Origin of the sequence: Alistipes sp. An66 (assembly GCF_002161445.1) — a bacterium.
Classification (GTDB): Bacteria; Bacteroidota; Bacteroidia; order Bacteroidales; family Rikenellaceae; genus Alistipes; species Alistipes cottocaccae.
In genome coordinates, this window is record NZ_NFHT01000005.1 from 36,019 (window position 1) to 58,698 (window position 22,680).

Genomic DNA, 22,680 nt, shown 5'->3' on the forward strand with positions numbered 1-22,680 from the left:
AAAGGTAGAGACTTGCCGCCGGGGCGTCAATCGCCAAAAGTAGGTATATTTCGGCCGGGAGACCGGGAAATTGCCATTGGGGGCGGAAGGGTAGAAACGCGCCAGGAGTGAGTCGGCCGGGTTCTCGGAAGAGGGTGTCGATGCGAGAACCCGGAAAGTGAAACCCCGGTACCGGAGGTCGGAAGTAGGCAGAAAAGAGGAGTCCCGGACTGCTCCGCATCATGCAGAACCCGGTCCGGGACTCTTCTCTTGGTATGGAATGTGGAATAGGAACGTCAGCCGCAGTGGAACCACGTTGCGACGAGTTTCCGCGTCCGCTCCTCGTCGCCGGCGATCTCCTGCCGCAGCGTTGCGTCGCCGAAGCCCCGCAGACGGGCGATGAGACCGTCCAGCAGGCGCGCCGGGAAGACGCCGCCGCGTTCGTAGATTCCGCGCTGCTCCTCCAACCGCAGAGCCGACTCTTCGCAGGAACCCGGCAGATGGCTCAACCGCGAAAGAACCTCCTTGTGGCGCTCGTCGAAGATGTTCACATCCACATACCGTTCGCGCGCATAGCGGATGCCCTCCTCCATCTCGAATCCGTGGCGGACGGCCACCGCCAGCCCTGCCAGCAGCAGGTACACGTCCGCCGAGCCGTCCGGACACCGGAACTCCACGGTCTGTTTCAACTCCGTGTCGATCTTCGACGGCTCCTCCTGCGGGTTGGCGTCGCTTGCCATGCGTCCGGCGCCGGCACTCCATCCCAGCGGCACGCGGACCAGCACCGAACGGTTGCGGTCGCCCCAGCAGATGTTCGTCGGAGCCTCCTGGTGCGGAACCAGCCGGAAGTAGGAGGTCGGGTTCGTGTTCCCGAAGGCCGTCAGCGAGGGGGCCAGCGACAGATAGCCCGCGATGGCTTTCAGCGCCGCGTCCGAAAGGCTGCCGTCCGGGTTGATCGTGGCGTTGTGGCGACCGTTCATCAGCCGTGTGTGGATGTGCAGGCCGCTCCCGGCCTTCCCGACGGTGATCTTCGGCGCAAAGGTCACCTCCACGCCGTATTCGTAGGCCAGCGTGCGGAGGATCCATTTGGCCACGGTCAGCTGGTCGGCCGCCGATTCCAGATCCGTGGGCAGAAATTCGATCTCGTTCTGTTCGTACATCAGCCCCTCCTGCGTGAAGTTGCCCACTTCGGAGTGGCCGTATTTGATCTCGCCGCCCGCCTCGGCGATGTATTTCATGGCCCGGGTGCGGAATTCGGCTCCCTTGTTGAAGGGGGTCGATTCGTGGTACCCCCGCTGGTCGACGGCCGGGAAGAGCTCCTCCTGCGGACTCACGACGTAGAATTCCAGCTCGCCCATGGCGTGGAGGTCGAGTCCCGTGGTGCGTTGCAGCTCCTGCCGGGCGTGGCGCAGCGTCTGTTCCGGAGCCATGTCGAACGGCGTGCCGTCCTTCGTGTAGTAGCTGCACAGGATGTCCACGGTCGGGATCTCGCAGAACGGATTCCGGAAGGCCGTGCGGTAGCGCGGCACGACGTACAGGTCGCTCGCGCCGGCCTCGATGTAGGGGAAGAGGCTCGAACCGTCGACCCGCTCGCCGCAGGTGAGGATGCTTTCCAGATAGGATTCGTCGTTGATGACGAAATTCAGCGTCTTCAACCGTCCGTCGGCGCCGGGGTAGCGGAGGTTGAGCATTTCGATGGCGTTCTCCCGGATGTAGCGGACGATGTCCGAGCGGGTGAACGATGTGCGCGGTTTTCCGAGAAAGCGCACGAGCGGATCGGCGGTCAGTGTCGTCTTCATCTTTTCATTCATTTTAGGTCGATGTGCTTCGATTCGTAAGCATTTGCCGCCTTAAATATAGAAAAAATAAATTGATTTGCCTGTTTTTGTTGTGAAATTATAGCCGAATCCCGATTTTTCCCTTCTCCGCGGGATGCTCTCCTTCCGGATGGAGGCTGTGTCTCCGGAACGGGACGGATTGGCGGAATTGTCCGTAGGTGCGGCGGCGGGAGCCCGCAAAAAACGGGGCTGCGTTTTTCGCGCAGCCCCGTTGGTCCGATCGCCGGGATCTTCCGTCACCGCTCGAAGCGGGCGACAAGCCCTTCGCCCGGTGCGAGGATGAGTGGGAGCGTATCCCGGCCGGTGATGCGGCGGACTTCCCGGCTGAAACCGTCGCTGCCGTCGTCGCCGAGTTTCGTCATCGTCCACACGCCCGGACCCAGGAAGCCGAGCGAGACCGACTCCCGGATCTCCTCCGCGGCGGCCGCCGCCAGATACCACGTCTCGCCGGACCGCCGGGCAAGCAGTGCCAGACGCCCGATCCGGCTCTGCGGCAGGACGACCGTCTCGTCCCAGCAGACCGGCAGCGTGCGCAGGAACTCCACGGCCGGTTGCAGTCGCTCCTCCCGCAGCAGGTAGAACGGATTCTCGGCCAGCGTCATCAGCGGCGAGCCGATCAGGCAGGCACAGGCCAGCTGCTGCGCCGGGCGCACGTCGCCGGGCATCGAGAAGGCGACGGGCGTATAGTCAGCCGGTCCGGTGACACAGCGCGTGAACGGAAGCGCGGCGTTGTGACAGGCCGGGATGTTGCGGTTCTCGTCGCCCGGGCGGCTGGCCCGTGGGTCGACCGGATGACCCGCAGCCTGCATGCGCGAACGGTAGTGGGCCGTGATGCGGTTGAGTTCCATGCCCCGGACCCCTTCGCGGGTAAGTTCGTTGGGGTAGGTGCGGCTCTCGCCCGAAGGCTTCTGGCAGCCGTGGAAGTTGACCAGCAGGCGCCGCTGCGCCGCATGCCGCAGAAGAGCCGTCGTGAAGCGGATCTGCCGCAGCCCTTCGCCGTTCATGAAGTCGACCTTCACGCCCCGGACGCCGCACGCGGCCACGCTGTCCAGAAAATGGCGCATCTCCGCGTAATCGTCCGCGGGGTCGTTCAGCCGCTCCCAGTGGCGCCAGACGAAGAGCCCCACCTCCTTGCCGGCGGCGTAGCCGGCCAGTTCGCGGAGCGTCGCCCACTTGTCGGGAAGGGACTCCCAGCCTTCGTCGAGCGTCGAGTATTCGTAGCCCATGCCGGCCGCGGCGTCGATCACGGCGCGCTCGCCCTCGACGGTCATGTAACGGCCGTCGATGCCGCTCCACCAGCTCCACAGCGAGCGTCCGGGACGCACCCACGACGTGTCGGCGAAGAGCGCCGGATCGGGGGCCGGATTGAGGTTGGTGATCAGGTCCGTGTTGACCAGCCGGTCGAGGTCTTCGGCGACGAGCAGCACCCGCCACGGCGTGGTGATGGTATCGCGCAGGGTGAAGCCCTCCTTCTCGGTGAAGTCGGCCCGCAGGCTCCCGTCCGCTTCGGCCCGCAGCCGCATGCCGCTGTATGCGTAGAGGGCCGCTTCGGTGACCATCAGGCAGAGGCTGTCGCGGGTTTCGTAGAGCAGCGGCATGGTCTGCACGGGTCCCTGCGGCGAGACCGTGGCGAGCGCTTCGGCCGGGGCCGAGATCCATTCGCCGGCATAGGTGAGCAGCTTCCACGCCGAGTTGCGCTCGGCGAACCACACCCGGCTGTCGGGCGGCAGCCGCCACTGGGCCGCCTCGCCCGTGACGAGCCGGTCGCCCTCGCCCGGCAGGATGAACCGGTAGGCGAAACCGTCGTCGTAGAGCCGTGTTTCGAGCGTATAGCGGTAGTTCGTGGGGCGGTGCGTGACCTCCCAGCGGTACTCCCGGGCGTGGTCGCGGGCTTCGGCGTGCGCTCCCCGCACGGCGTAGGTTTCGTCCCGTTCGCCGCTCGCCGCAAGGCGCAGCGCGACGTCGCGGAAGGTTGCCATGCCGTCGACCGTCACGCCCAATGCCGACGTGTCGCAGAGCATCCGTCCGTCGCGCGATACGGTATAGGCCAGCGCTCCCTCCTCCGTCGTGAACACCGCGGCCGAAAGCCGTCCGTCGGGCGAGCTCATCGTCTGCCGGCTGCATCCGGTCAGCGCCGGCAACAGCAGCAGGAGTGTAATCAGGGGTTTCATCATGGCGGCAACGGCTTTCATCGGGTTACACACACGAAGTTGCGCCCGGCGCGGAAGCGGCCGAACGACGAGAGGTCGCCTGTCGTCGAGGTGAAGAGCACGCGGCTGATGACCTCGTCCGAGAATCCCTTCTGGTTGATGTGCCACCCCTGCGTGGCCGACGTGTTGCCGTTCTCGTCGATGTTGGGGTAGAAGTAGGGTTCGCGCGCCTCGCGGGCCTCGTCGACCGGCACGCACCAGACGCTGATGGCATCCTTGTCGTACTTTTCATGCCCGGCTTTGGCCGTGATGCGGCAGACGAGCAGCATCTTCCGGTTCTCGGGGACGATCTGCGTCCCCTGCACGGGCGATGCGGCCACCAGACTCGACGTCAGGCGCGTGATGCCGGTCAGCAGCGAGCCCTCCGTGTCGACGATCACCTTGCCGACGGCCGAACCGTCCGCCTCGACGAACGTCAGCGTCAGCTCCTCGCCCGCCTTGCGCGTGATCTCCGTGCTGAAATAGCTGCAACCCTCCTCGGCGAGGCTGTACGTGCGGTCCAGTTCCACCTCCGCCGCGGGTTGCGGAAGGTCGGTCTCCGGCGTCGGGTCGAGCAGCGATTCGGGCTTGTAGATGCGCACGTAGTCCACGGCCATCCACGTTCCGTCGGCCTCCTCCTCGACGAGCGGCGACCAGCTCGATCCCCAGGGAATGTTGGCCAGGATGACGTGCATCAGGTCGCCGTTGTAGCCGGCCTGGTAGTTCCAGTCCTCCTGCCCGTACCTGCCGTAGGCGCGCTGCTCCTCGACCGGGTTCCAGACCGGGGCCTTGCCGACCCCCGTATAGTACTGGTCGGGATAGCTCGTGCTGGTCTTGCGGCGCCACATCTCCTGGCCGTCGAGGTAGTAGATCATCTCGTTCTCGCCGTACCAGAGGCCCCAGATGTGGTAATCCTCGAAGCTGTGCTTCACGGAGATGCCGGCCGCGATGTCGCATTTGTTGCCGTTCTTGTCGAGGGCATAGGGGTAGGTCTTCCAGTCGTGGTAGGCCAGATGCCCGTTTCCGAGGCCGGTGCGGACGTCCTTGCGCGCCTCCACGATGTCGACCTCATATTTGTTGCACCACGTGGTGTTGGGCGGCGTCTTGCAGGCCAGCCAGAAGGCGTTGTTCACCCCCGGGCACTGTCCCGAACGGAAGCGGCACTCGATGTAGACGTTGTTTTCCAGCGGCTCTTTCAGATAGACGTATCCGGAGATCCATTTGACCTTCTCGCTCCGGTTGACCCGGCGCACGTTCAGCCGAAGCTCGCCGTCGCGTACCTCCACGGCTTCGGGGCCGCGGCTGGTCTCGTTCTTGATGTTGTTCGGGTCGTCGGCCGCCCAGAGGTCCCAGTTCATGCGGCGGCCGTCGAACTCGTCGGCGAAGATCAGCCGGTAGCCGGTGAGGTCGATGGTCGTGCCGCCGCCCGTGTCGCCCGAGTTGCCGTCCGGAGCGGAGGCCCCGGGCCTCTCCGCGGTCTCTCCGGCGCAGGAGGCCAGCGCGGCGAAATGCAGGGCCGCAATCAGAAGCAATGCTTTCAGTTTCATGGTCGTATGTCAGTTTTTCGAGAGTTTGAAGGGTTGGCTGCGCACGAGACGTCCGTCGGTCGTGATGCCCGAGAGCGCAACGACGATCTGCCGGGCGTCGGACGGCAGCGCAACGGTGAATTCATAGGGATAGGAGGTGTCGTTCAGCGCCTGCGGCGGATTGCCGTCGATGCTGTACGTCATCGAGACGTGGCGGAAACGGCTGTCGTCGTCCTGCAAGTAGATGTAGCAGCTTTTCAGATCCCGGCCCAGGTTGAGAACCATGGCACGGGCGCGACCGAAGTCCAGTTCGCCGTAGTCGTGCGCCCAGCCCCGGGCATCGTGCTCCGTGAGTCGCTCCTGGAAGCGGGGCTCGATGCGGACGCCGCGCAGCATGAGGGCCGTGATGCCCTCGGGGGAGACCGTGACCTCCGTGCGGCCGTCGGTCAGGGTCGTCTCGCCGCTCCGGCGGTTGTCGGTCCAGACCTCGGCCCGGATCTCCCGCCCGGCGAGCATCGGCAGCAGTTCGCGGTTCAGTTCGACCTGCGATGTGACCGTGCGGCGGCTCTGGTTCGTGAAGGCGATCAGCAGCTCGTCACCGCAGCGGGCGGAGAGGTAGTTCAGCTCGACATCGGAGGTGCGCAGCAGGCGGCGCGGCATCCAGAGCCACGCCCCCTCCCGGTCGTAGAAGCGTCCCGGACGGTTGCCGTAGAACTTCGCTTGAAGATAACCGTAGCCCTCGATGTAGTCTCCGGGGAAGGCGATGGCTCCCTGCGAGCGGACCGAGGCGTCGGTCACCAGATAGTCGTACAGCACGGAGAGCAGCGGGAAGGGGTGGTTGTAGTGGAACGACGTGACGCTCATGCTGTCGTGCGGGTGCAGCGGGAAGTCGGGCTTCTCGTAGGCCGTCGTGCGGGCCATGTTCATGTGGTAGCCCGGGAAGTTGGCGTAGCGGCCCACGATGGCGCTGCGGGCGATGTCGTGCAGGAACCGATCGCCGGTGAGCCCCGCAATGCGCAGCATGTAGGGGGCGTGGTGCGCCATGAAGACCGCGCGGTGGCCGATGCAGGTCGTCGAGCTCTCGGGCACGAGCCCGATTTCGGAGAGGCGCCACGCCGGAACCCGCTCTTCGGGGCAGCGCTGCTGCGGAATGCCGCGGCTTTTCAGGTACCAGTACCACGGGGCCAGCCCGCCGCGGTTCACCGTCACCGAGTCCTGCGGGATGGTCGGGACCATCCACACGAACATGGCGTATTCGCGGGCTCCCTCATGTGCGGCGTCGAGATAGCGCCGCTCGCCGGTCTCCTCGTAGAGTTCCAGCAGGTTCACGTAGAAGGGTGCGTAGCGGTTCCAGAAGAAGGCGTTCTGGAACTTCTCGGGCTGTGTGCGGATGTACTTTTCAATATAGATGTCGGCCTGTTTCTTCGCATGGTCGAGGTAGGCCGCGTCGCCCGTCGCGCGGTACATTTCGAGGGCGTCGTACCAGCTGCCCCCGACGCCCGGCGTGCGCTGTGCGGCGGGTTTGCGCTTGTAGTACTTCTCCTCGGCCAGGTAGCGGAGCACGGGGCTCCTGCCGGCGGAGAGGCGGTAGAGTTCGGCCAGCTCGCTCACCGGAGCGCACGGCCCGGCCAGCTCGCGCGACGGAGACTGCACCTTCTGGGTCGTGTCGAGACAGAAGAGCGTGTTCTTGCGCGAGAGCATGTACTCCACGATCGGGTAGGCCCGGCGGCGGTAGATCTCCTCGTCGTCGGCGACGAGCGCCACCGACAGCGGGTTGAGCGAACTGACGTTCTTCGTCGATCCCGGCACGTCGGTCGAGTAGGAGCACCCTTTCAGGCTGTCGATGAAGTTGCTGTACGGACTCAACGTGTAGTCGATGATGTTGTCGATCGTGTTGTTGAGCGTCGAGATGGCGTTGCTGCGGTAGTCGTGGAAGTCGTAGAGGTTGCGGGCCATGCTCTGGAAGGCGATGTTCAGCGGGCCCGGCCCGACCCAGAGCCGCATCCGGAAGGCGAACTCTCCGCCGGACTCCATCCGCGACCCGACGTGCCCGAGCACCGGCGCGAAGAGCATCGGCTGCACTTCGCCCGCAGGGTTGTGCAGTGCCACGCCGAAGCGGTTGTTGTCGCGCGTGGGCAGCGGCTCGAACGGCATCTCGGAGGTGTCGGCCGCCACGCCTGCCGTCGCGCCGCCGACCTGCACGAGCGTCGCGGGGATCGGACAGGTGTAGGCCAGCGTCATGTACGGCTGCGCGGGGAAGATGCGCCGCTGCCAGACCATCGGCTGCCACAGGGCGTCGACCCGTGCGAGGTCGCAGGCCGGGGCTCCGAGATATCCCACCGAGTAGTAGCCTGGCTGCGAGGGCGTGAAGCGGAACTCCATGCAGGGAGCCGATCCCTCGACCGGCACGATGCGGCATTCGAGGCGTCCCCACGCCGACTCGGGATAACGGAAGCGGATCGTGTCGCCCGAGCGGAGCGTCTCCTCGGGGCGGAGGTCGACGAAGGGCGCCGCGGCGAAGAGGTCGAACGTGCGGCCCTGTACGGAGCCGTTGGCCGAGTCGTCGATGCCGTCGCCGCCCATCGTGCGGCTCTTCCGGATCTCGGCGATGGCCTTCCCGGGCGGGAGGTTGTCGGCGACCCACGACGGGGCGAAGTAGCGGCAGTCGGGCAGCGTCCGGAGCTCCATCTGCGGGTCCTTCTCCGTGCGGAAGAGCCGGAAGTCGGCCCGGAACGTGAAGCGGGCCTTGCCGTTGGTGATCGTCACGGAGCCTTTGCCCGGCGTGACGGTCATCGTCTGCGGCTCCCGGGGTGCGGCGTCCGCGCCCGCGGCGGCCAGCGCCAGAAGCGCGGGAAACAGCAGCAGGATCTTTCTCATGGCAGCATCTTTTTTACGGGATAAACGGGACTCCAATCGCCGGCATAGCCGTAGCGGAGGCGTTTGCGGATCCGTAGGAAGTAGTCGGCGTCGGCGTCGGGAACGGGAAGGCGGCAGGCCCCCGTGACGGTCGTGAGGATCCGGCGGTCGAGCCGCTCGGGCGAGGCTTTTCGCCGCTCCGTGCCCACGATGCCCGGCCTTCGGGAGGTGTGAAAACGCCCCATTTCCGTATTTCGGTCACGCGGATATGCGATTTTTCTCTTTTTTCACTATCTTTGGCCGCAACGAAGCAGCACGCGGCGCGCGGAGCCAAAGGGAAAAACTTCGTTTTTCGTTTGCCCCGGCGCTTGCCTTTCGTTATTTTTGCGCCGTTAATCCCGAAACTCCGAATTGTTGATGAAAGAACCATAGCTCCGGACGAAGATTCGACCTTATAGCATAACAACGTAAATTCAGCGGAAAAACATGTTGAAAAAAGCAGCGAAAATCCTCTCCAAGAGCCTTGCGGCGCTTCTTCTGATCTTTCTGCTGGCCCTTCTGGTGACCAGTGTGACCCCGATCTACGATTTCGCCGAAGCGAAGCCGTTCAGCGGACCCGACATCTTCAACCCCTACAAAAGGGCGGAGACCGATACGCTCCAATATTGGAAACGCGCCAATTTCCATACCCATACCCGGGTGAAAGGCCCGCTGAACGAGTGCGAATACTGGCCGGCGGAGACCGACGAACGCTACCGCCGGTTCGGCTACGACATCGTGACCTTCTCGAATCACAACGAACTGACCGTACATCCGTACGACTCGACGTTGCAGGTCAATGTCTACGAGCACGGCATCAATCTGTTCAAATACCACAAACTGGTGTTCGGATGCCGGTCGGTGAACCGTTTCGACCACCTGATTCCGTTCTTCGCCTCGCAACGGCAGTTCCAGCTGGAACTGCTCGGACGTGAGTCGGATTTCATCCAGCTGAACCATCCCCTGCGGACGAACTTCACCTCGAAGCGGATCATGCAGCGGCTCGAAGGCTACCGGATCATGGAGCTCGACAGCGGGAAGAGCACCGAAAACGAGTATTGGGACTGGGCGTTGAGTGCCGGGCGTTACAGCTTCGGGCTGGCGAACGACGACCTGCACCATCCCGACCGGTCGAACTGCATTGCCGTGCGCTGCAACTTCCTGCACACCCCGTCGGCGCGGTACGAGGATCTGAAAGCGACGCTGCTGCGCGGCGACTACTATGCGATGCGGGTTCCCGACTACGGACACGGCGACTGGGAGACGAAATATGCCCGCAACCGAAGACTTCCGGCGATCCGCACGATCGGGCTCTGGGGTGACACGATCCGCATTGCGCTGACGCAGCGGGCCGACAGCATCAAGGTGACGGGACAGCACCACACGACCCTGTCGCTGGTGCGGGACACCACGGCCGCCGAATACGTCATGAAGCCCGGTGACCCGTATGCCCGCATCACGGCCTATTTCCCCGACGGGGAGGTGATCTACTCCAATCCGTTTGCGCGCTACGACGCCGCGGTGTCGGCGACGCCCTATGCGGAACCCTCGTATCGGGTCCATATTCCGCAGACGATACTTTTCAATTTGCTGATCGTCGTCCTGTGCGCAGGCGTGATCCTCGTATTCCGTAAAGTGGTTGTGAAATGGTAAAATTCCTGAAATCGCAGACCGATCTGACGCGGGTCGCTCTCGTATTGAGTCTTTTTACGCTTGCGGCCTACCACGTGCCGTTCTTCCGGCTGGCGCTCGACAACATCGAGGGGGGCTTCAACGGCGCGTTGATCATCGGCAGCCTGGCCCTTGTGATGCTCGGGCTCAACTTCTTCTTCTATTATCTGGTGCTTTTTCTCGGTCGGTTCGTGGGCAAGTGCATCCTTGCGTTCACGTTCCTCGCCGATGCCCTGACCCTCTATTTCATCAATACGTACCATGTGCTCATCACCGACAAGATGATGGGCAATGTCTTCAATACGCAGTATTCCGAGGCTTCGGGCTTCTTCTCGTGGGCCGTCGTGTGGTACCTGCTCCTGCTGGGGGTCGTGCCCTGCATCTACCTCTTCGCGCGTAAGTTCGATTACGGAAGCTGGCGGCGCTTCTTCGCCCGGACGGGTCTTGCGCTGGCCGTCATCGTGGCGGTGGCGCTGGTCAACATGCAGAACTGGCCGTGGATCGACCGCCACATCCCGAAACTCGGCAGTCTGATCATGCCGTGGTCCTATACGGTCAACACCGTCCGCTACTACAATTCGGAGCGTGAGCGCAACCGGAAGGAGATCCTGCTGCCCGACGTGGAGCGCATGTCCGAGAGCCGGGACGTCTGCGTGCTGATCATCGGCGAGTCGGCGCGGCGGGCGAATTTCTCGCTCTACGGCTACGACAAGCCGACCAATCCGCTGTTGGAGCGGGACAGCGTCACCGCGCTGGTTGCGGACGCTTCGGCGACCTACACCACGGCGGGCGTCAAGGCCATCCTGGACCACAAGCCGACGAACAAACTGTACGAGATCCTGCCGAACTACCTCTACCGCAACGGTGTGGAGGTCATCTGGCGGACGAACAACTGGGGCGAGCCTCCGGTGCATATCGGCCGCTACCTGAAAGCGGGGAACATCAGGGATCTGTACCCGGACGGTGATCCGCAATACGACGGTATCCTGCTTGCGGGGCTGAAAGAGGAGATTCTCGCGACGGAGAAGGACAAGCTGCTGATTGTGCTCCATACGAGTACGAGCCACGGTCCGACCTACTACAAGAAATATCCTCCGGAGTTCGAGGTGTTCCGCCCGGTATGCCGGACGGTGGAGATGTCGAAAGCTGATCCGGAGGAGCTCATGAACGCCTACGACAACACGATCGTCTATACGGACTACCTGATCCATTCGGTGATCGACCTGCTGCGGGAGATTCCCGAACGTCGGGGATGTGTGATCTTCGTTTCGGATCACGGCGAGTCGCTGGGCGAGGGGAACCTCTACATGCACGGCGTGCCGATGTTCGCGGCCCCGAAGGAGCAGATCGAGATTCCGTTCATCGTCTGGACGTCGGACCGCACGATGGCGGTCAACCCCGACGAAAAGGTCGGCCAGTATCATGTATTCCACAGCGTATTGCACTTTCTGGGAATCGAAAGCCCGGTCTACGACGCATCGCTGGATATTTTCGCTTTGGGCGGCGAAAGGTAGGGCTTTTCTTCGCGGAACCGGCCGGAGGTTTCCGGACAACGGCGCCGATGTTGCCGTCGGTTCGTGATTCGGATCGGCTTGCCGCCCTGTCGGAGCCGGGCCGCCGGATGCCGGATCGGGGCGAGGCGTCCGGACCTCTTCCCGTCCCCGTATTCCGTTCGGAGTGTTCGGACTCGCTTTACAGGATGATTTCGCCGTCGACCGTGCCCTGATTGCCCCAGCCTTCGATCGTCATGCCGGCAAACAGGATTTTTCCATCCCTGACCGTCAATTTGACCGTCAGTTCCTTGCCGGATTCCAATTCATCCTGTTTCGGCGCCAACTCCGAGAGCGTCCACTGCTTGGTCGCCTCTCCGGCATGTACTTCCAGCGATACTCTGTCCGTCGGTTGCGGATAGAGGAGGATATTTCCTTCCGGCTTCGTGACCGAGAAGGTCTCTTTCGAGTCGTGGAGGCTGCATGTTCCGGTGGCGAGGTCGAACCGGCCGCTGGCATGGGCCGAGCACAGTATCTCGACCGACGCGGCATCCACCGATTCATCCTCGATCTCGACCTGCACCGTCAAACGGTGCATCGCATGCCGGAACGTCAATTCCACCGGTTGTTCCGAACCGACCGCAGCCTCCTTTCCGGTGACCAGAAGCAGGTCTCCGTCCGGAGACTGTGTCACCGTGAAGTCGAATGCCCCCTTGTCGAGCGTCTGCTTCGGATAGCAGGCTGCAAGGTTGATCCGTTCACCCTCCTGTGCGAACGCTATTTCCCGCCAGTAGAGAGCCGTGGCGCCTATGGTATAGTCCAGCGCTGCGGAGGCTCCGTTTCCGTCGTGTGCATAGAGCGTGAAGGTGTCGCCTGCGGTGAATGTTCCGCTGCCGTCCGCTTCCAGCTGCGGGGACCGGGTCGCGGCAATCGCCGTCGTGAAGATGATTGGCCGGTCGGCCGGCGCCGTCGGGGTTCCCGGAGTCTCCGGATTTGCCGGAACCTTCGGTTCCTCGTTCTTGTCGCATCCAGCAATGGTCAGGGCCAGCATCAGGGCCGCACTCGATATCATTCGTCTCATAATGGTCTTTTTTTATTTTCGTTCCCTCTTCTCTCCGTCGCCGGATCCCGCATTACTGCACAGGCTTCACCGACGGGTATTTCTTCGCCCAGATATCCTGCCGCAGATCCACGGCGCACAGACTCGATATCAGGTATTTTTTGTTTTCCACCGAACTCCCGTTCTTCGGCGGCAGGTGTTGCAGATAGGTCCGCTTCCGCCCGGACGACGTCGTGGGGTCCGGGACATAGCAGATGCCGCGGCGGGTGATGACCGCACCGTTCACATCCTGATCCGCATAGTTGTTGTCGCAGAAATACACGTAGGCGATCTTTCCCTCGGCATCGAACTCCGCACCCCAGATCACCATCGCGTGGGCTCCCGTATTCGTGCCGGCGATGTCGTGGGCCGTGAATCCGATTGCCTGCCGGTTCCGGAGGGCATTCACCATGAATTCGTTGAACTCCTCTTCCGTAGGGGAACGCTTCGAGTCCGTGGCGATCACATCCGTCTGTTTGAATACCTCGGCGAAGAACCCCGGGAAATAGACGCTCCCGTTTTCACTCGGAATGCCCGTGTTGTCGCCCGTGATGAACCACCGCACGCCCCGCGAATTCCAGGATCCTTTGTTCTGGGCGTAATCCTTGAAGAACTGGAAAACCGCATTGCGGTTCTGCTCCTGGTCGGGGTCGTCATCCCCGGTTCCGCCGTTGGGAAGCAGCGGCAGGAACTCCATCGACGGCTGGGTGAACGTATACACATAATTCCCGTCGCCTCCGGAGACCGTCGTGCCGTAATCGGCGTTGTAGGCCTCGATGTAGTCCCGGTTGTTGTTCATCCACCACAGCACCAGGTTCGAGGCCGAAGCGGCCCAGCACGTGTTGGCATCGTCTTCGGTGTACCTCGGGGACTTGTTGCAGTCGTACCACCCGCAGCCCGCTTCCCAGGTCAGGTTCTGCACCTCCTCGTAGTCCCGATCCCGGCGGAACCAGATTCCGGCCGGAACCTTGTCGTAAAGCTTGTAGGTCGGCAGGTTCTCCTCTCCCGGGAACTCCGGGACGTTCAGACCGTAGACCCACAGCGTCTTGTTCGCCAGATCCGGGTTGCTCTGCTTGACGGACAGGCGGATCGTCAGCTGTGCCCCGGCCAGGAATTCGGTGAACGCCTTGCCGTCGAGCGTCTCGGGGGCCCGGTAGATGCTTTCGCCCTCCGGAGTGGTGATTCGCAGAAGCCCCTCGTCGCTGCGGTAGTCGTCGGCCGCCTGCGGGAGGATCAACGCTTCGAAAGATCCGTCCGTATTCCGGCGCGGAGCGATCTCGCCGAACGAATCCTCCGGAGTAATTGTTCCCGTCAGCAGGTTCACACGCCCCGCCATCCGGCTGCGGAGCTGCACCGTAAGCTCTTTCCCGCCGTTCGTGAATTCGAGCCGGAGCCGGTGCAGGGCATGCGTGAAGGTCATTGCCGCGCGGTTGTCTCCCGCGGCGAGTTCCTTGCGCGCAAAGAGCAGGTCGCTTGCCGCATACCCTTCGGCGGTTTGGTCGGCGGCGATCGGAATCACCCTTTCGGTTCCTTCCGACCCGTCGTCCGGAAGGATGGGGTAGTGCGCCGAAAGCGTCAGCGGACCTTCTCCGAAATCGCTTCGCCGCAGCCGGGGCTGCCAGATTCCGTTTGTGAGGGTTACTTCCCGATATTCGACGGAAGTGTTGTTGTTGATGTAGAGACCGATTTTGTCGCCTTCGGAAAAACTTCCCGTTCCGTCGGGATTCAAGTTGGCGCGTGTTTCGGCCGTTGTAAAATTCAAATCGAGGTAAATACCGTTGAGTTCCGAGATCGATTCATCCAACTCACTCGTACAAGCTGCTGACATGCAGGTCAGAAAGCTTGCAGCCATCCATAAATACTTTTTTCATTCGATCGTGTTTTCTCCGTCTTTTCCTGGATTTTTGGCCGGCACGGGACCCGTATGGGGTGGTCGACGGATTGAGGGTAGGGTCCGCTCGTCGGCTTTTTGCCCGGAAAATCGGCACAAAAATAGGCTATTCTTTTGGATTATGCAAATTGGAGCCCGGCGGGAGCCGTTTTTGCGGGTCGAGAGTCTGCGGAGGAAGGCGGGGTCTCGGGGTCTGGCCCGGCCGATGTGAAAACGGGAAGACTTCAAGGACAGTTTGTTACAAGGTGGAACCGTTCGGCATGGCCGGAATTTTTCGGAGAAATGAGGCGCTTTGACCCGACCCGGCGCTTTTTTTCGGAAAAAAACGATAAATTTGGATGTTGTTCAAAGCCGGAAGAGTGATTGTTTTATCGATATACACCACTGTTTTATGTCTTTTGCCATCTTGCTCCGTCGTCTGTGTTGTTGCTTGTTTTGTTTGGGAATGTTTTTCCAGCGTGTTTCCGCACAGGATATCACGTTCCGTCATCTGACTCCGGATGACGGGCTTTCGCATGTCTCGGTCAATGCCCTGTACTGCGACGAACGGGGATTCATCTGGATCGGTACCCGGGAAGGGCTGAACTGCTACAACAGCAACGGCATCCGGGTCTTCAAATGGCATAAGGACGATCCCAACAGTTTGTTTTACAACGCCGTACAGCGCATAACGGGAGACGGTGCAGGCAATCTGTACCTGTTGTGCAGCGAGGGAATCGCCCGTTACGACAGCACTCGGGAGAAGTTCGGCACGCTGTTGCAGGGTAACGTTTCGGCAATCTGCTACGAAGAGGGGCTTTTTGTCGCCCGCGGAACCGGGATTTACCGTTGCGACACGGAGACCGGGGAATTGAGCCTTCTCCACGAACTTCCCGCCGGGAAGGCCACCGAAATAACGTGGATGCTGCGGGACTCCCGCGACACGTGGTGGATCGGAACGAACACCGGGCTTTTCGAATACGCCCCGGACGGAAATTTCACGCAGCCGATTGCGGGTTGCAACATCACGAATATCTATGAAGACTCGCGGAATAGGCTGTGGGTGGGGACCTGGAATCAGGGCTGTTACTTCCGGAGTGCCGAGGGGCGTTGGGACAACCTTCGGGCGTCGTCTCGGGGTTTGCGGTCGGATTTCGTGCGCTGTTTTGCCGAGGACTCCGCCGGGAAGATCTGGATCGGAACCTTCCTGGGGCTGAACCGTCTCGACCCGGAGCAGGGGAGTCTGAAATCCTACGTCTCCGACGGATCGGCCGGATCCCTTTCGCACGATTCGATCTGGGCGATGATCTGCGACCGGCAGGGTACGGTCTGGGTGGGAACCTATTTCGGGGGAGTCAACTATTTCAATCCCGAATGCGAAATCTTTACCCGTTACGGGACATCCGACAGAATCGGCGAGGGGTTGTCGTCGCCTATTGTCGGGAAAATCGTGGAGGACGGATCGCACGACCTGTGGATCTGCACCGAGGGCGGCGGGTTGAACATTTTGGATCGCCGGACCGGGAAATTCCGCCATTATCGCCATTCGGGCGATCCGAACAGCCTCTCGCATGACAACGTTAAGGCCATCTGCAACGATCCGGAACGGGGTGTCGTCTGGGTCGGGACCCACCTGGGTGGATTGAATCGTTTCGATCCGAAAACGAATCGCTTCACCCATTACCGGTCCATTCCGGGCAATCCGCGGACGATTCCGTCGGACATAGTCCGCGATATCGTCCTGCATGACCAAAAACTGATCATTGCCACACAGGACGGAGTCTGCGAATTCGATCCCGATACGGGAGAGTCCCGGCAGTTGTTCCAGGATCCGCCCGGGAATCTTATACGGGCCGTATCGTCGCTGCTATACGTCGAAGACGACGGTTGGAATTGGTTCGATCCGTTTCCAGAGTTCGGTTTTCGAGTTTGAGAACGCAAAGAGCATCGCCTTCTTCAATATCGGGACGACCGCGAATCCGTCGGTTTTCGGATCGTTGTATCTGGAAAACAACCTGCTGTACCACAAGACGACGGTGGAGCGGATCCAACTCATGGGTTGGAATTTCGACACGGTAACGAGTGACGAGACTCCGGTGGAGGTGACGATCCGCAACAACAGCTTCGTCAATCTGCGGGGAACGAACATCTTCCTGGTTCTGAACCGTGCGAATGTGGTTTACGAGCGGAATATTTTCTGCGTGACGCTCGACAGCTCCTACTCGTCGTACCTCTACAAGCTGAAATCCGATGCCTCCACCGCGACGGTTGCCGATAATATTCTCTATGATGCGGGCGTCAACTGGGCGGTTGCGGCGAGCGGATCGGCGGTAATGCCGGACACGAATACGCTGGAAAAGGTTGCGAGCAATCCCTTCACGACGGCAGACTGCTCGTCGGGTATTTTTCGGAAATCGGTCCAGTATGCCGATTACGGCTCGGATATCGAGCAGATGTAGTGAAGTCCGGTTTTCGGTGTGCGGAGACGATTTGATCACGGTCAAATCGTCTCTTTTGTTGCCCGGGCGTTCCGGGCCGTTTTCCGCCGTCTTTCCGCGAGTCGGACCCGATACTGGGGCGAGAGGCGGCCCGGGCTTCGGCGCATTGGCCGTTTACCGTGAGGCGCCAAAAACGGCGCTTTCCCTCCCTGTCGATCCGGGCCTTGCGTGCAGGTAAACAGATCGGCTCGTCAGGTGTTCTTTTTCGATGTAAAGCGGCAAATGGTTGTAATTGTCGAAAAAAGAGTATCTTTGCTCGATGAAAAAGTCTCTCCGGTTCCGGGAAGCGGCCGGCGGAGGTTTTTCTGTTGAGGTAGAATGATGTTGTAGGACACGGATTTATGCCGGTTGCAACGCATCGGGCCCCGGGTATGCTTTCCGCATCGTGCGGATCGGCGGGGTTCCGGGCCGTTTCGGGATCGGGCGTGTCGAACTTGTGAGATTTATGATGGAGAACGAACGGCCGTGTCCGATCATCACGGCCGCCGAATTTGGAAAACTCTTTTCCGAGCTCAAGCCCCGTTTCGTCTCGGTGGCGTGTCGTTATGTGCGTAATGCGGTCGTAGCCGAGGATATCGTCTCCGACAGTTTCGTCTCCTTTTGGGAGATCCGGGACAGCCTTCCCGCAGAGATCAATATTCCGGCCTATATTTTCACTTCGGTCAAGAACCGCTGTCTGAACTACCTCAATGCCGAGGTCCGCCATCGGCAGGCCGAAATGGATCTGCATTCGACGCATCAGCGGCTGATGAAGGCCGATATCCGTTCGCTCACGGCGTGCGATCCGGATATGATCTTTTCGGAAGAGATCCGGATTCTGATGAGCGCGACCCTTGCCCGGATGGGCACCACGACGCGGAATGTCTTTCTGTTGAGCCGCGAGGAGGGCAAGACCTACAAGGAGATCGCCGAGGAGCTCGGCATCACGGTCAGCCGGGTGAATTTCGAGATTCGCCGCTCCCTCGATCTGCTGCGGGATGCGTTGAAGGATTATCTTCCCGTGACGCTGATCGTCTGGTTCTTCACCCACCGGCTCTGACCCCCCCCCTTCCGGAGGCCTCCGGAGGGCGTTTTTCCATTTTTTTTGAAAAAAATCCGTTTTTTTACTACTTACCCGTCTCGCTTGTTTGTTATCATAGTACAAAGCAGACGAGATGGACGATCTGACCCTTCGGAAATACTTGCGCAACGAGCTCTCCGAGCAGCAGCTTGTCGAGGTGCTCGACTGGCTGGACGCTTCGGCTGAAAACCGGCAGCGGCTTGACCGGCTCGACTACGTGTCGAACATCGGAATTCTCTTCGGTGAGGCCGGAAGCCGGGTTTTTCCCCGCCCGATGTCCGGTTGGAAGCGCACCCTGCACTGGGGTGCGGGTCTCGCGGCGGGAGTTCTGCTCTGTGTCGGAGCGACACTCTTCCTGACGCGGCAGGCTGTCGAGCGGCATGCCCGGGACTTCATGTCCCTCACGGCTCCGAGCGGACAGAGCATCTCCGTCACGTTGAGCGACGGAACCGTCGTGTGGCTCAATGCCGGTTCGAAACTCGAATATCCGACCCTTTTTTCGAGCCGCAGGCGGCAGGTGAAGGTTTCCGGGGAGGCGATGTTCGAGGTGGAGCACGATGCCGACTGGCCGTTCGTTGTGGAGACTTTCGCCTGCGAGGCCGAGGTTCTGGGTACGAAGTTCAACATTCTGGCCGATGCTGCGACGCGGAGTTTCTCGGCGACGCTGCTCGAAGGGCGGCTCGAAATCCGGAATCTGGAACATGCCGGCGAGCGGCTGATCCTTTCACCCGACGAAGAGGTGCATCTCGTCGACGGTCATCTGCACTTGGAGCGGATCACCGATCCGGACGATTTCCGCTGGGTCGACGGTCTGATGAACCTCAACGGACTGACCTTCGGGGAGGTCATCGCCAAACTCGAACGCTACTACGGCGTGCGGATCGACGTCGAACATCCGGAGGCGATCTCGCAGCGGCGTTATCACGGCAAGATCCGGGTCTCCTACGGCATCGACCACGCCCTGGATCTGTTGCAGATGATGACTTCGGATTTCATCTACATGCACGACAGTGAAACCAATACCATTTATGTCAAAAGCCGAAAAAGTTTGCCTATGAATTGAACCCGAGATCCGATTTTACAGCCTCTGTTTGTCCGTTGCAACGAAAAGTCCGCAGATGCTGCCACATCTGCGGACCCGAGGACAAACAGTCTTACGAAAGCTAACCTATTTATCCTTTGAACAAAGTTATGAAAAAAACAGGTATCGGGCAAATCAAATGCCTGATTACTCTACTTGTCGCCGTACTTTTCTGCGAAACCGTGTCGTGGGCGCAGACCCGGGAAGTTACGGTGAAGCTCGACATGACGGATGTTCCGATGAAAAGCGTCATGACCGAGATCGAGAAACAGACCGGATTTCTCTTCCTCTATACCAATGACATCGACACGGCTCGTCCGGTTTCGATCCGCCTCGATTCGCGTCCGTTGGACGAAGCTCTGGCGCTGCTGTTCCGCAATACGGACATCGCCTACAAGATCACGCTTCCGAACATCGTGCTTTCGAAACGTCCGGCATCCTCCCGTCCGACGACGGTTTCGGGTGTAGTGAAGGATGCCGAAGGTGTAGCGGTTATCGGTGCCACGGTACTGGTCCGAGGCACGACGGTCGGTACGACGACCGGTCTTGACGGTTCTTTCACGCTGTCGCTTCCGTCCTCGGTTCCGCAGCCCGAACTTCAGGTCAGTTTTATCGGTTACCAGAGCGTCACGCTATCTGTCGGCACTCGTTCGACCTTCGACATCGAGCTCAAACCCGAGTCTGTCGAGGTTGAATCCGTTGTTGTTACGGCCCTGGGTATCAAGCGTTCGGAGAAGGCTTTGTCGTACAATGTCCAGCAGGTCACCTCGGAGTCGATCACGTCGAACAAGGATGCCAACTTCATCAATTCGCTCAACGGAAAGGTCGCAGGTGTTACGATCAACGCCTCGTCGTCGGGAGTTGGCGGAGCCACGAAGGTGGTCATGCGCGGTACGAAATCCATCTCACAGTCGTCGAACGCGCTTTATGTGATCGACGGTGTTCCGATGTTCACCAAGGCGCGGGACGGCGGTACGGAGTTTTCGTCGCAGGGCACGACCGATCCCATTGCGGACATCAACCCCGAGGACATCGAGTCGATCTCGGTGCTGACGGGTGCTGCAGCCGCGGCCCTCTACGGGTCTGATGCGGCGAACGGGGCCATAGTTGTGACGACGAAGAAGGGCCAGTCCGGCCAGTTGACGGTGACGGCCACGTCGGGCGTTGAGCTCATGTCCCCGTTCGTGCTTCCGCGTTTCCAGAACCGCTACGGTACGGGCAACCTCACGACTCCGATCAACGTCGACAGTTACAGCTGGGGCAAGCGTCTCAACCGCGCCAACCGGCAGGGCTACGAACCCCGCAGGGACTACTTCCGCACGGGCGTTGCCAACACCGAGAGTGTTTCGCTGTCGACGGGAACGGAGAAGAACCAGAGCTATCTGTCTGCGGGTGCGATCAATTCGCAGGGCATCGTGCCGAACAACACCTACGACCGCTACAACTTCACGTTCCGCAACACGACGTCGTTTTTCGGCGACCGTATGCGTCTCGACGTCGGGGCGAACTACGTTTTGCAGAAGGATCTGAACATGATCAATCAGGGGACGTACAACAATCCGTTGACGGGGGCCTACCTTTTTGCGCGCAGCGGCGACTGGGAGGACATCAAGATGTACGAGCGCTACGATCCAGTTGACAAGCTTTCGAAGCAGTACTGGCCGATGGGCGACGGGAGCATCACGATGCAGAACCCCTACTGGGCCAACTACCGCAACCTGCGCGGCAACCGCAAGGACCGCTACATGCTCAACGCCTCGCTGTCGTATGACGTGCTGGACTGGCTGAATGTCTCGGGCCGCATCCGCCTCGACAACTCGCACAACACCTACACCGAGAAGATGTACGCTTCATCGAACGTGCAGCTGACGGAGCAGTCGTCGAACGGTCTCTACGGCGTGACGAAGACCATGGACCGGCAGGTCTACGGCGATGCGCTGGTGAACATCAGCAAGACCTTCGGCGACGACTGGTCGTTGCAGGCCAATATCGGCGGTTCGTTCTCCGACATGAAGAACGATGCCATGAAGATCCGGGGTCCGATCTCGGACGGTTCTTCCGGGGAGAAGCAGGGTCTGGCGAATGTTTTCAACATTCAGAATTTGAGCAATTCGACCAAGACCACCCGTCTGGAAGAGGGCTGGCGCGAGCAGACGCAGTCGGTTTTCGCCTCTGCCGAGGTCGGCTACAAGGGCACCTACTACCTCACGCTGACGGGCCGCAACGACTGGCCCTCGCAGCTGGCCGGCCCCCACTCGAACGCCAAGTCGTTCTTCTATCCGTCGGTGGGTCTGTCGGTCGTGCTGTCGCAGATCATCCCCGACATGCCCGAGAACCTCTCCTACATCAAGCTGCGCGGATCGTTCGCCTCGGTGGGCGTGGCCTTCGAGCGCTACATTGCCAACCCGCTCTATTCGTGGAACGAGAGCGGCCTGTCGTGGAACACCCAGACGCAGTATCCGGCCTTCCACCTCAAACCCGAACGGACGAAATCCGTCGAGTTGGGCCTGACGATGCGCTTTCTCCGGCACTTCAACCTCGATGTGACCTACTATAACTCCCATACCTCGAACCAGACCTTCGACCCGCAATTGTCGGGAGGCACGGGCTTCTCGTCGATCATCATCCAGTCGGGCAACGTCCGCAACCGCGGCGTGGAACTCGCACTGGGATACAAGAATACGTGGCGCGACTTCACCTGGGACTCGAACTTCACCTTCTCGACCAACAGCAATAAGATCCTCTCGCTGGCCAACAACGTCATCAACTACGCCACGGGCGAGCGTTTTTCGATCGAGCGGTTGAACATGGGCGGATTGGGCGATGCCCAGTTTCTGTTGCAGGAGGGCGGGACGCTGGGGGATCTCTACTCACGTCGCGACCTTCGCTACGACGAGAACAATGCCATCTACATCGACGAGAACGGATCGGTTTCTACGGAGACTCTTCAAGACGTGAACCGGTACATCAAGCTCGGATCGGTGCTCCCCGATGCCAATCTGTCGTGGCGCAACGATTTTCGCTGGAAGAATCTCACCTTCGGGTTTATGGTTACAGCACGTGTCGGCGGTATCGTCTACTCGCGCACGCAGGCGATGCTCGACCAGTACGGCGTTTCGGAGGCCACGGCCGCGGCGCGGGATGCCGGGGGCGTGTGGATCAACGGCGGCGACCGCGTTGATGCCTACACGTGGTACTCTGCCATTGCCGGGGGCAACTCGATCCCGCAGTTCTACACCTATTCTGCCACGAACGTTCGTTTGCAGGAGGCCTCGATCGGATACACGATTCCGAAGAAGAGACTCCGCAACGTCTGCGATATCACCCTTTCTCTCGTGGGTCGCAATCTCTGGATGATCTACAACAAGGCACCGTTCGATCCGGAGTCTATCGCCACCACGAGGAACTACTATCAGGGTATCGACTACTTCATGATGCCGTCGTTGCGCAGCGTCGGTTTCAATCTGCGACTCAAATTTTAAAA

14 protein-coding genes are annotated in these 22,680 nt (G+C 60.8%); 7 read left to right on the plus strand and 7 right to left on the minus strand.

Annotation, left to right across the window (positions count from 1 at the left end; all coding sequences use genetic code 11):
• Positions 1–275: 275 nt before the first annotated feature.
• The 5 genes from B5G16_RS05080 to B5G16_RS05100 form a co-directional block, all read right to left on the minus strand.
• Positions 276–1,790, minus strand: coding sequence for a glutamine synthetase family protein (locus B5G16_RS05080; protein WP_087261873.1), 1,515 nt, complete (start codon positions 1,788–1,790; stop codon positions 276–278).
• A 263-nt stretch (positions 1,791–2,053) separates the two neighbouring features.
• A complete protein-coding gene (locus tag B5G16_RS05085; protein ID WP_239405977.1) occupies positions 2,054–3,991 on the minus strand; it encodes a glycoside hydrolase family 97 protein in 1,938 nt (645 codons plus the stop codon).
• 14 nt (positions 3,992–4,005) lie between these two features.
• Positions 4,006–5,553 (minus strand): glycoside hydrolase family 16 protein, encoded by a 1,548-nt coding sequence (locus tag B5G16_RS05090; protein ID WP_087261875.1) that lies wholly within the window; start codon positions 5,551–5,553, stop codon positions 4,006–4,008.
• 9 nt (positions 5,554–5,562) lie between these two features.
• The gene (locus B5G16_RS05095) at positions 5,563–8,409 is read right to left on the minus strand and encodes a beta-L-arabinofuranosidase domain-containing protein (RefSeq protein WP_087261877.1); all 2,847 of its coding nucleotides are present in this window, start codon (positions 8,407–8,409) and stop codon (positions 5,563–5,565) included.
• A complete protein-coding gene (locus B5G16_RS05100) occupies positions 8,406–8,633 on the minus strand; it encodes a hypothetical protein (protein WP_087261879.1) in 228 nt (75 codons plus the stop codon). The genes B5G16_RS05095 and B5G16_RS05100 overlap by 4 nt, the downstream gene beginning before the upstream one ends.
• A 241-nt stretch (positions 8,634–8,874) precedes the next feature.
• Here B5G16_RS05100 and B5G16_RS05105 point away from each other — a divergent pair, with 241 nt between their 5' ends.
• Both B5G16_RS05105 and eptA read left to right on the plus strand, forming a co-directional pair.
• Positions 8,875–10,080 carry a hypothetical protein gene (locus tag B5G16_RS05105; protein ID WP_087261881.1) on the plus strand — a complete coding sequence of 402 codons (1,206 nt, stop codon included), beginning with the start codon at positions 8,875–8,877 and terminating at the stop codon, positions 10,078–10,080.
• Complete coding sequence (gene eptA, locus B5G16_RS05110; protein ID WP_087261883.1) at positions 10,074–11,612, plus strand: phosphoethanolamine--lipid A transferase EptA; 1,539 nt, start codon at positions 10,074–10,076, stop codon at positions 11,610–11,612. Before B5G16_RS05105 ends, eptA begins: the two co-directional genes overlap by 7 nt.
• Before the next feature lie 178 nt (positions 11,613–11,790).
• On the opposite strand, the gene B5G16_RS05115 is transcribed toward eptA, so the two are convergent.
• Together B5G16_RS05115 and B5G16_RS05120 are read right to left on the minus strand one after the other, a co-directional pair.
• Positions 11,791–12,669, minus strand: coding sequence for a fimbrillin family protein (locus B5G16_RS05115; RefSeq protein WP_087261885.1), 879 nt, complete (start codon positions 12,667–12,669; stop codon positions 11,791–11,793).
• A gap of 52 nt (positions 12,670–12,721) precedes the next feature.
• Positions 12,722–14,539, minus strand: coding sequence for an IdeS/Mac family cysteine endopeptidase (locus B5G16_RS05120; protein ID WP_087261888.1), 1,818 nt, complete (start codon positions 14,537–14,539; stop codon positions 12,722–12,724).
• 484 nt (positions 14,540–15,023) lie between these two features.
• Here B5G16_RS05120 and B5G16_RS05125 point away from each other — a divergent pair, with 484 nt between their 5' ends.
• The 5 genes from B5G16_RS05125 to B5G16_RS05145 all read left to right on the plus strand — a co-directional run bounded on the left by B5G16_RS05125 (position 15,024) and on the right by B5G16_RS05145 (position 22,678).
• Positions 15,024–16,490: a ligand-binding sensor domain-containing protein gene (locus tag B5G16_RS05125; RefSeq protein ID WP_162612021.1), complete on the plus strand. Its 1,467-nt coding sequence runs from the start codon at positions 15,024–15,026 to the stop codon at positions 16,488–16,490.
• A 64-nt stretch (positions 16,491–16,554) separates the two neighbouring features.
• Positions 16,555–17,016: a hypothetical protein gene (locus B5G16_RS05130; RefSeq protein WP_087261892.1), complete on the plus strand. Its 462-nt coding sequence runs from the start codon at positions 16,555–16,557 to the stop codon at positions 17,014–17,016.
• 484 nt (positions 17,017–17,500) lie between these two features.
• Positions 17,501–18,094, plus strand: a complete 594-nt coding sequence (locus B5G16_RS05135; RefSeq protein WP_239405979.1) for an RNA polymerase sigma-70 factor — start codon at positions 17,501–17,503, stop codon at positions 18,092–18,094.
• Between the two features lie 115 nt (positions 18,095–18,209).
• Complete coding sequence (locus B5G16_RS05140; RefSeq protein ID WP_087261894.1) at positions 18,210–19,178, plus strand: FecR family protein; 969 nt, start codon at positions 18,210–18,212, stop codon at positions 19,176–19,178.
• A 128-nt stretch (positions 19,179–19,306) separates the two neighbouring features.
• Positions 19,307–22,678 (plus strand): SusC/RagA family TonB-linked outer membrane protein, encoded by a 3,372-nt coding sequence (locus B5G16_RS05145; protein ID WP_087261896.1) that lies wholly within the window; start codon positions 19,307–19,309, stop codon positions 22,676–22,678.
• The last annotated feature ends 2 nt before the right edge of the window (positions 22,679–22,680 follow it).

Bases quoted from the DNA above. Each gene is read 5' to 3' on its own strand.
- B5G16_RS05080 (WP_087261873.1), bottom strand. From the start codon at position 1,790: ATGAATGAAAAGATGAAGACGACACTGACCGCCGATCCGCTCGTGCGC.
- B5G16_RS05085 (WP_239405977.1), bottom strand. From the start codon at position 3,991: ATGATGAAACCCCTGATTACACTCCTGCTGCTGTTGCCGGCGCTGACC.
- B5G16_RS05090 (WP_087261875.1), bottom strand. From the start codon at position 5,553: ATGAAACTGAAAGCATTGCTTCTGATTGCGGCCCTGCATTTCGCCGCG.
- B5G16_RS05095 (WP_087261877.1), bottom strand. From the start codon at position 8,409: ATGAGAAAGATCCTGCTGCTGTTTCCCGCGCTTCTGGCGCTGGCCGCC.
- B5G16_RS05100 (WP_087261879.1), bottom strand. From the start codon at position 8,633: ATGGGGCGTTTTCACACCTCCCGAAGGCCGGGCATCGTGGGCACGGAG.
- B5G16_RS05105 (WP_087261881.1), top strand. From the start codon at position 8,875: ATGTTGAAAAAAGCAGCGAAAATCCTCTCCAAGAGCCTTGCGGCGCTT.
- eptA (WP_087261883.1), top strand. From the start codon at position 10,074: ATGGTAAAATTCCTGAAATCGCAGACCGATCTGACGCGGGTCGCTCTC.
- B5G16_RS05115 (WP_087261885.1), bottom strand. From the start codon at position 12,669: ATGAGACGAATGATATCGAGTGCGGCCCTGATGCTGGCCCTGACCATT.
- B5G16_RS05120 (WP_087261888.1), bottom strand. From the start codon at position 14,539: ATGGCTGCAAGCTTTCTGACCTGCATGTCAGCAGCTTGTACGAGTGAG.
- B5G16_RS05125 (WP_162612021.1), top strand. From the start codon at position 15,024: ATGTTTTTCCAGCGTGTTTCCGCACAGGATATCACGTTCCGTCATCTG.
- B5G16_RS05135 (WP_239405979.1), top strand. From the start codon at position 17,501: ATGATGGAGAACGAACGGCCGTGTCCGATCATCACGGCCGCCGAATTT.
- B5G16_RS05140 (WP_087261894.1), top strand. From the start codon at position 18,210: ATGGACGATCTGACCCTTCGGAAATACTTGCGCAACGAGCTCTCCGAG.
- B5G16_RS05145 (WP_087261896.1), top strand. From the start codon at position 19,307: ATGAAAAAAACAGGTATCGGGCAAATCAAATGCCTGATTACTCTACTT.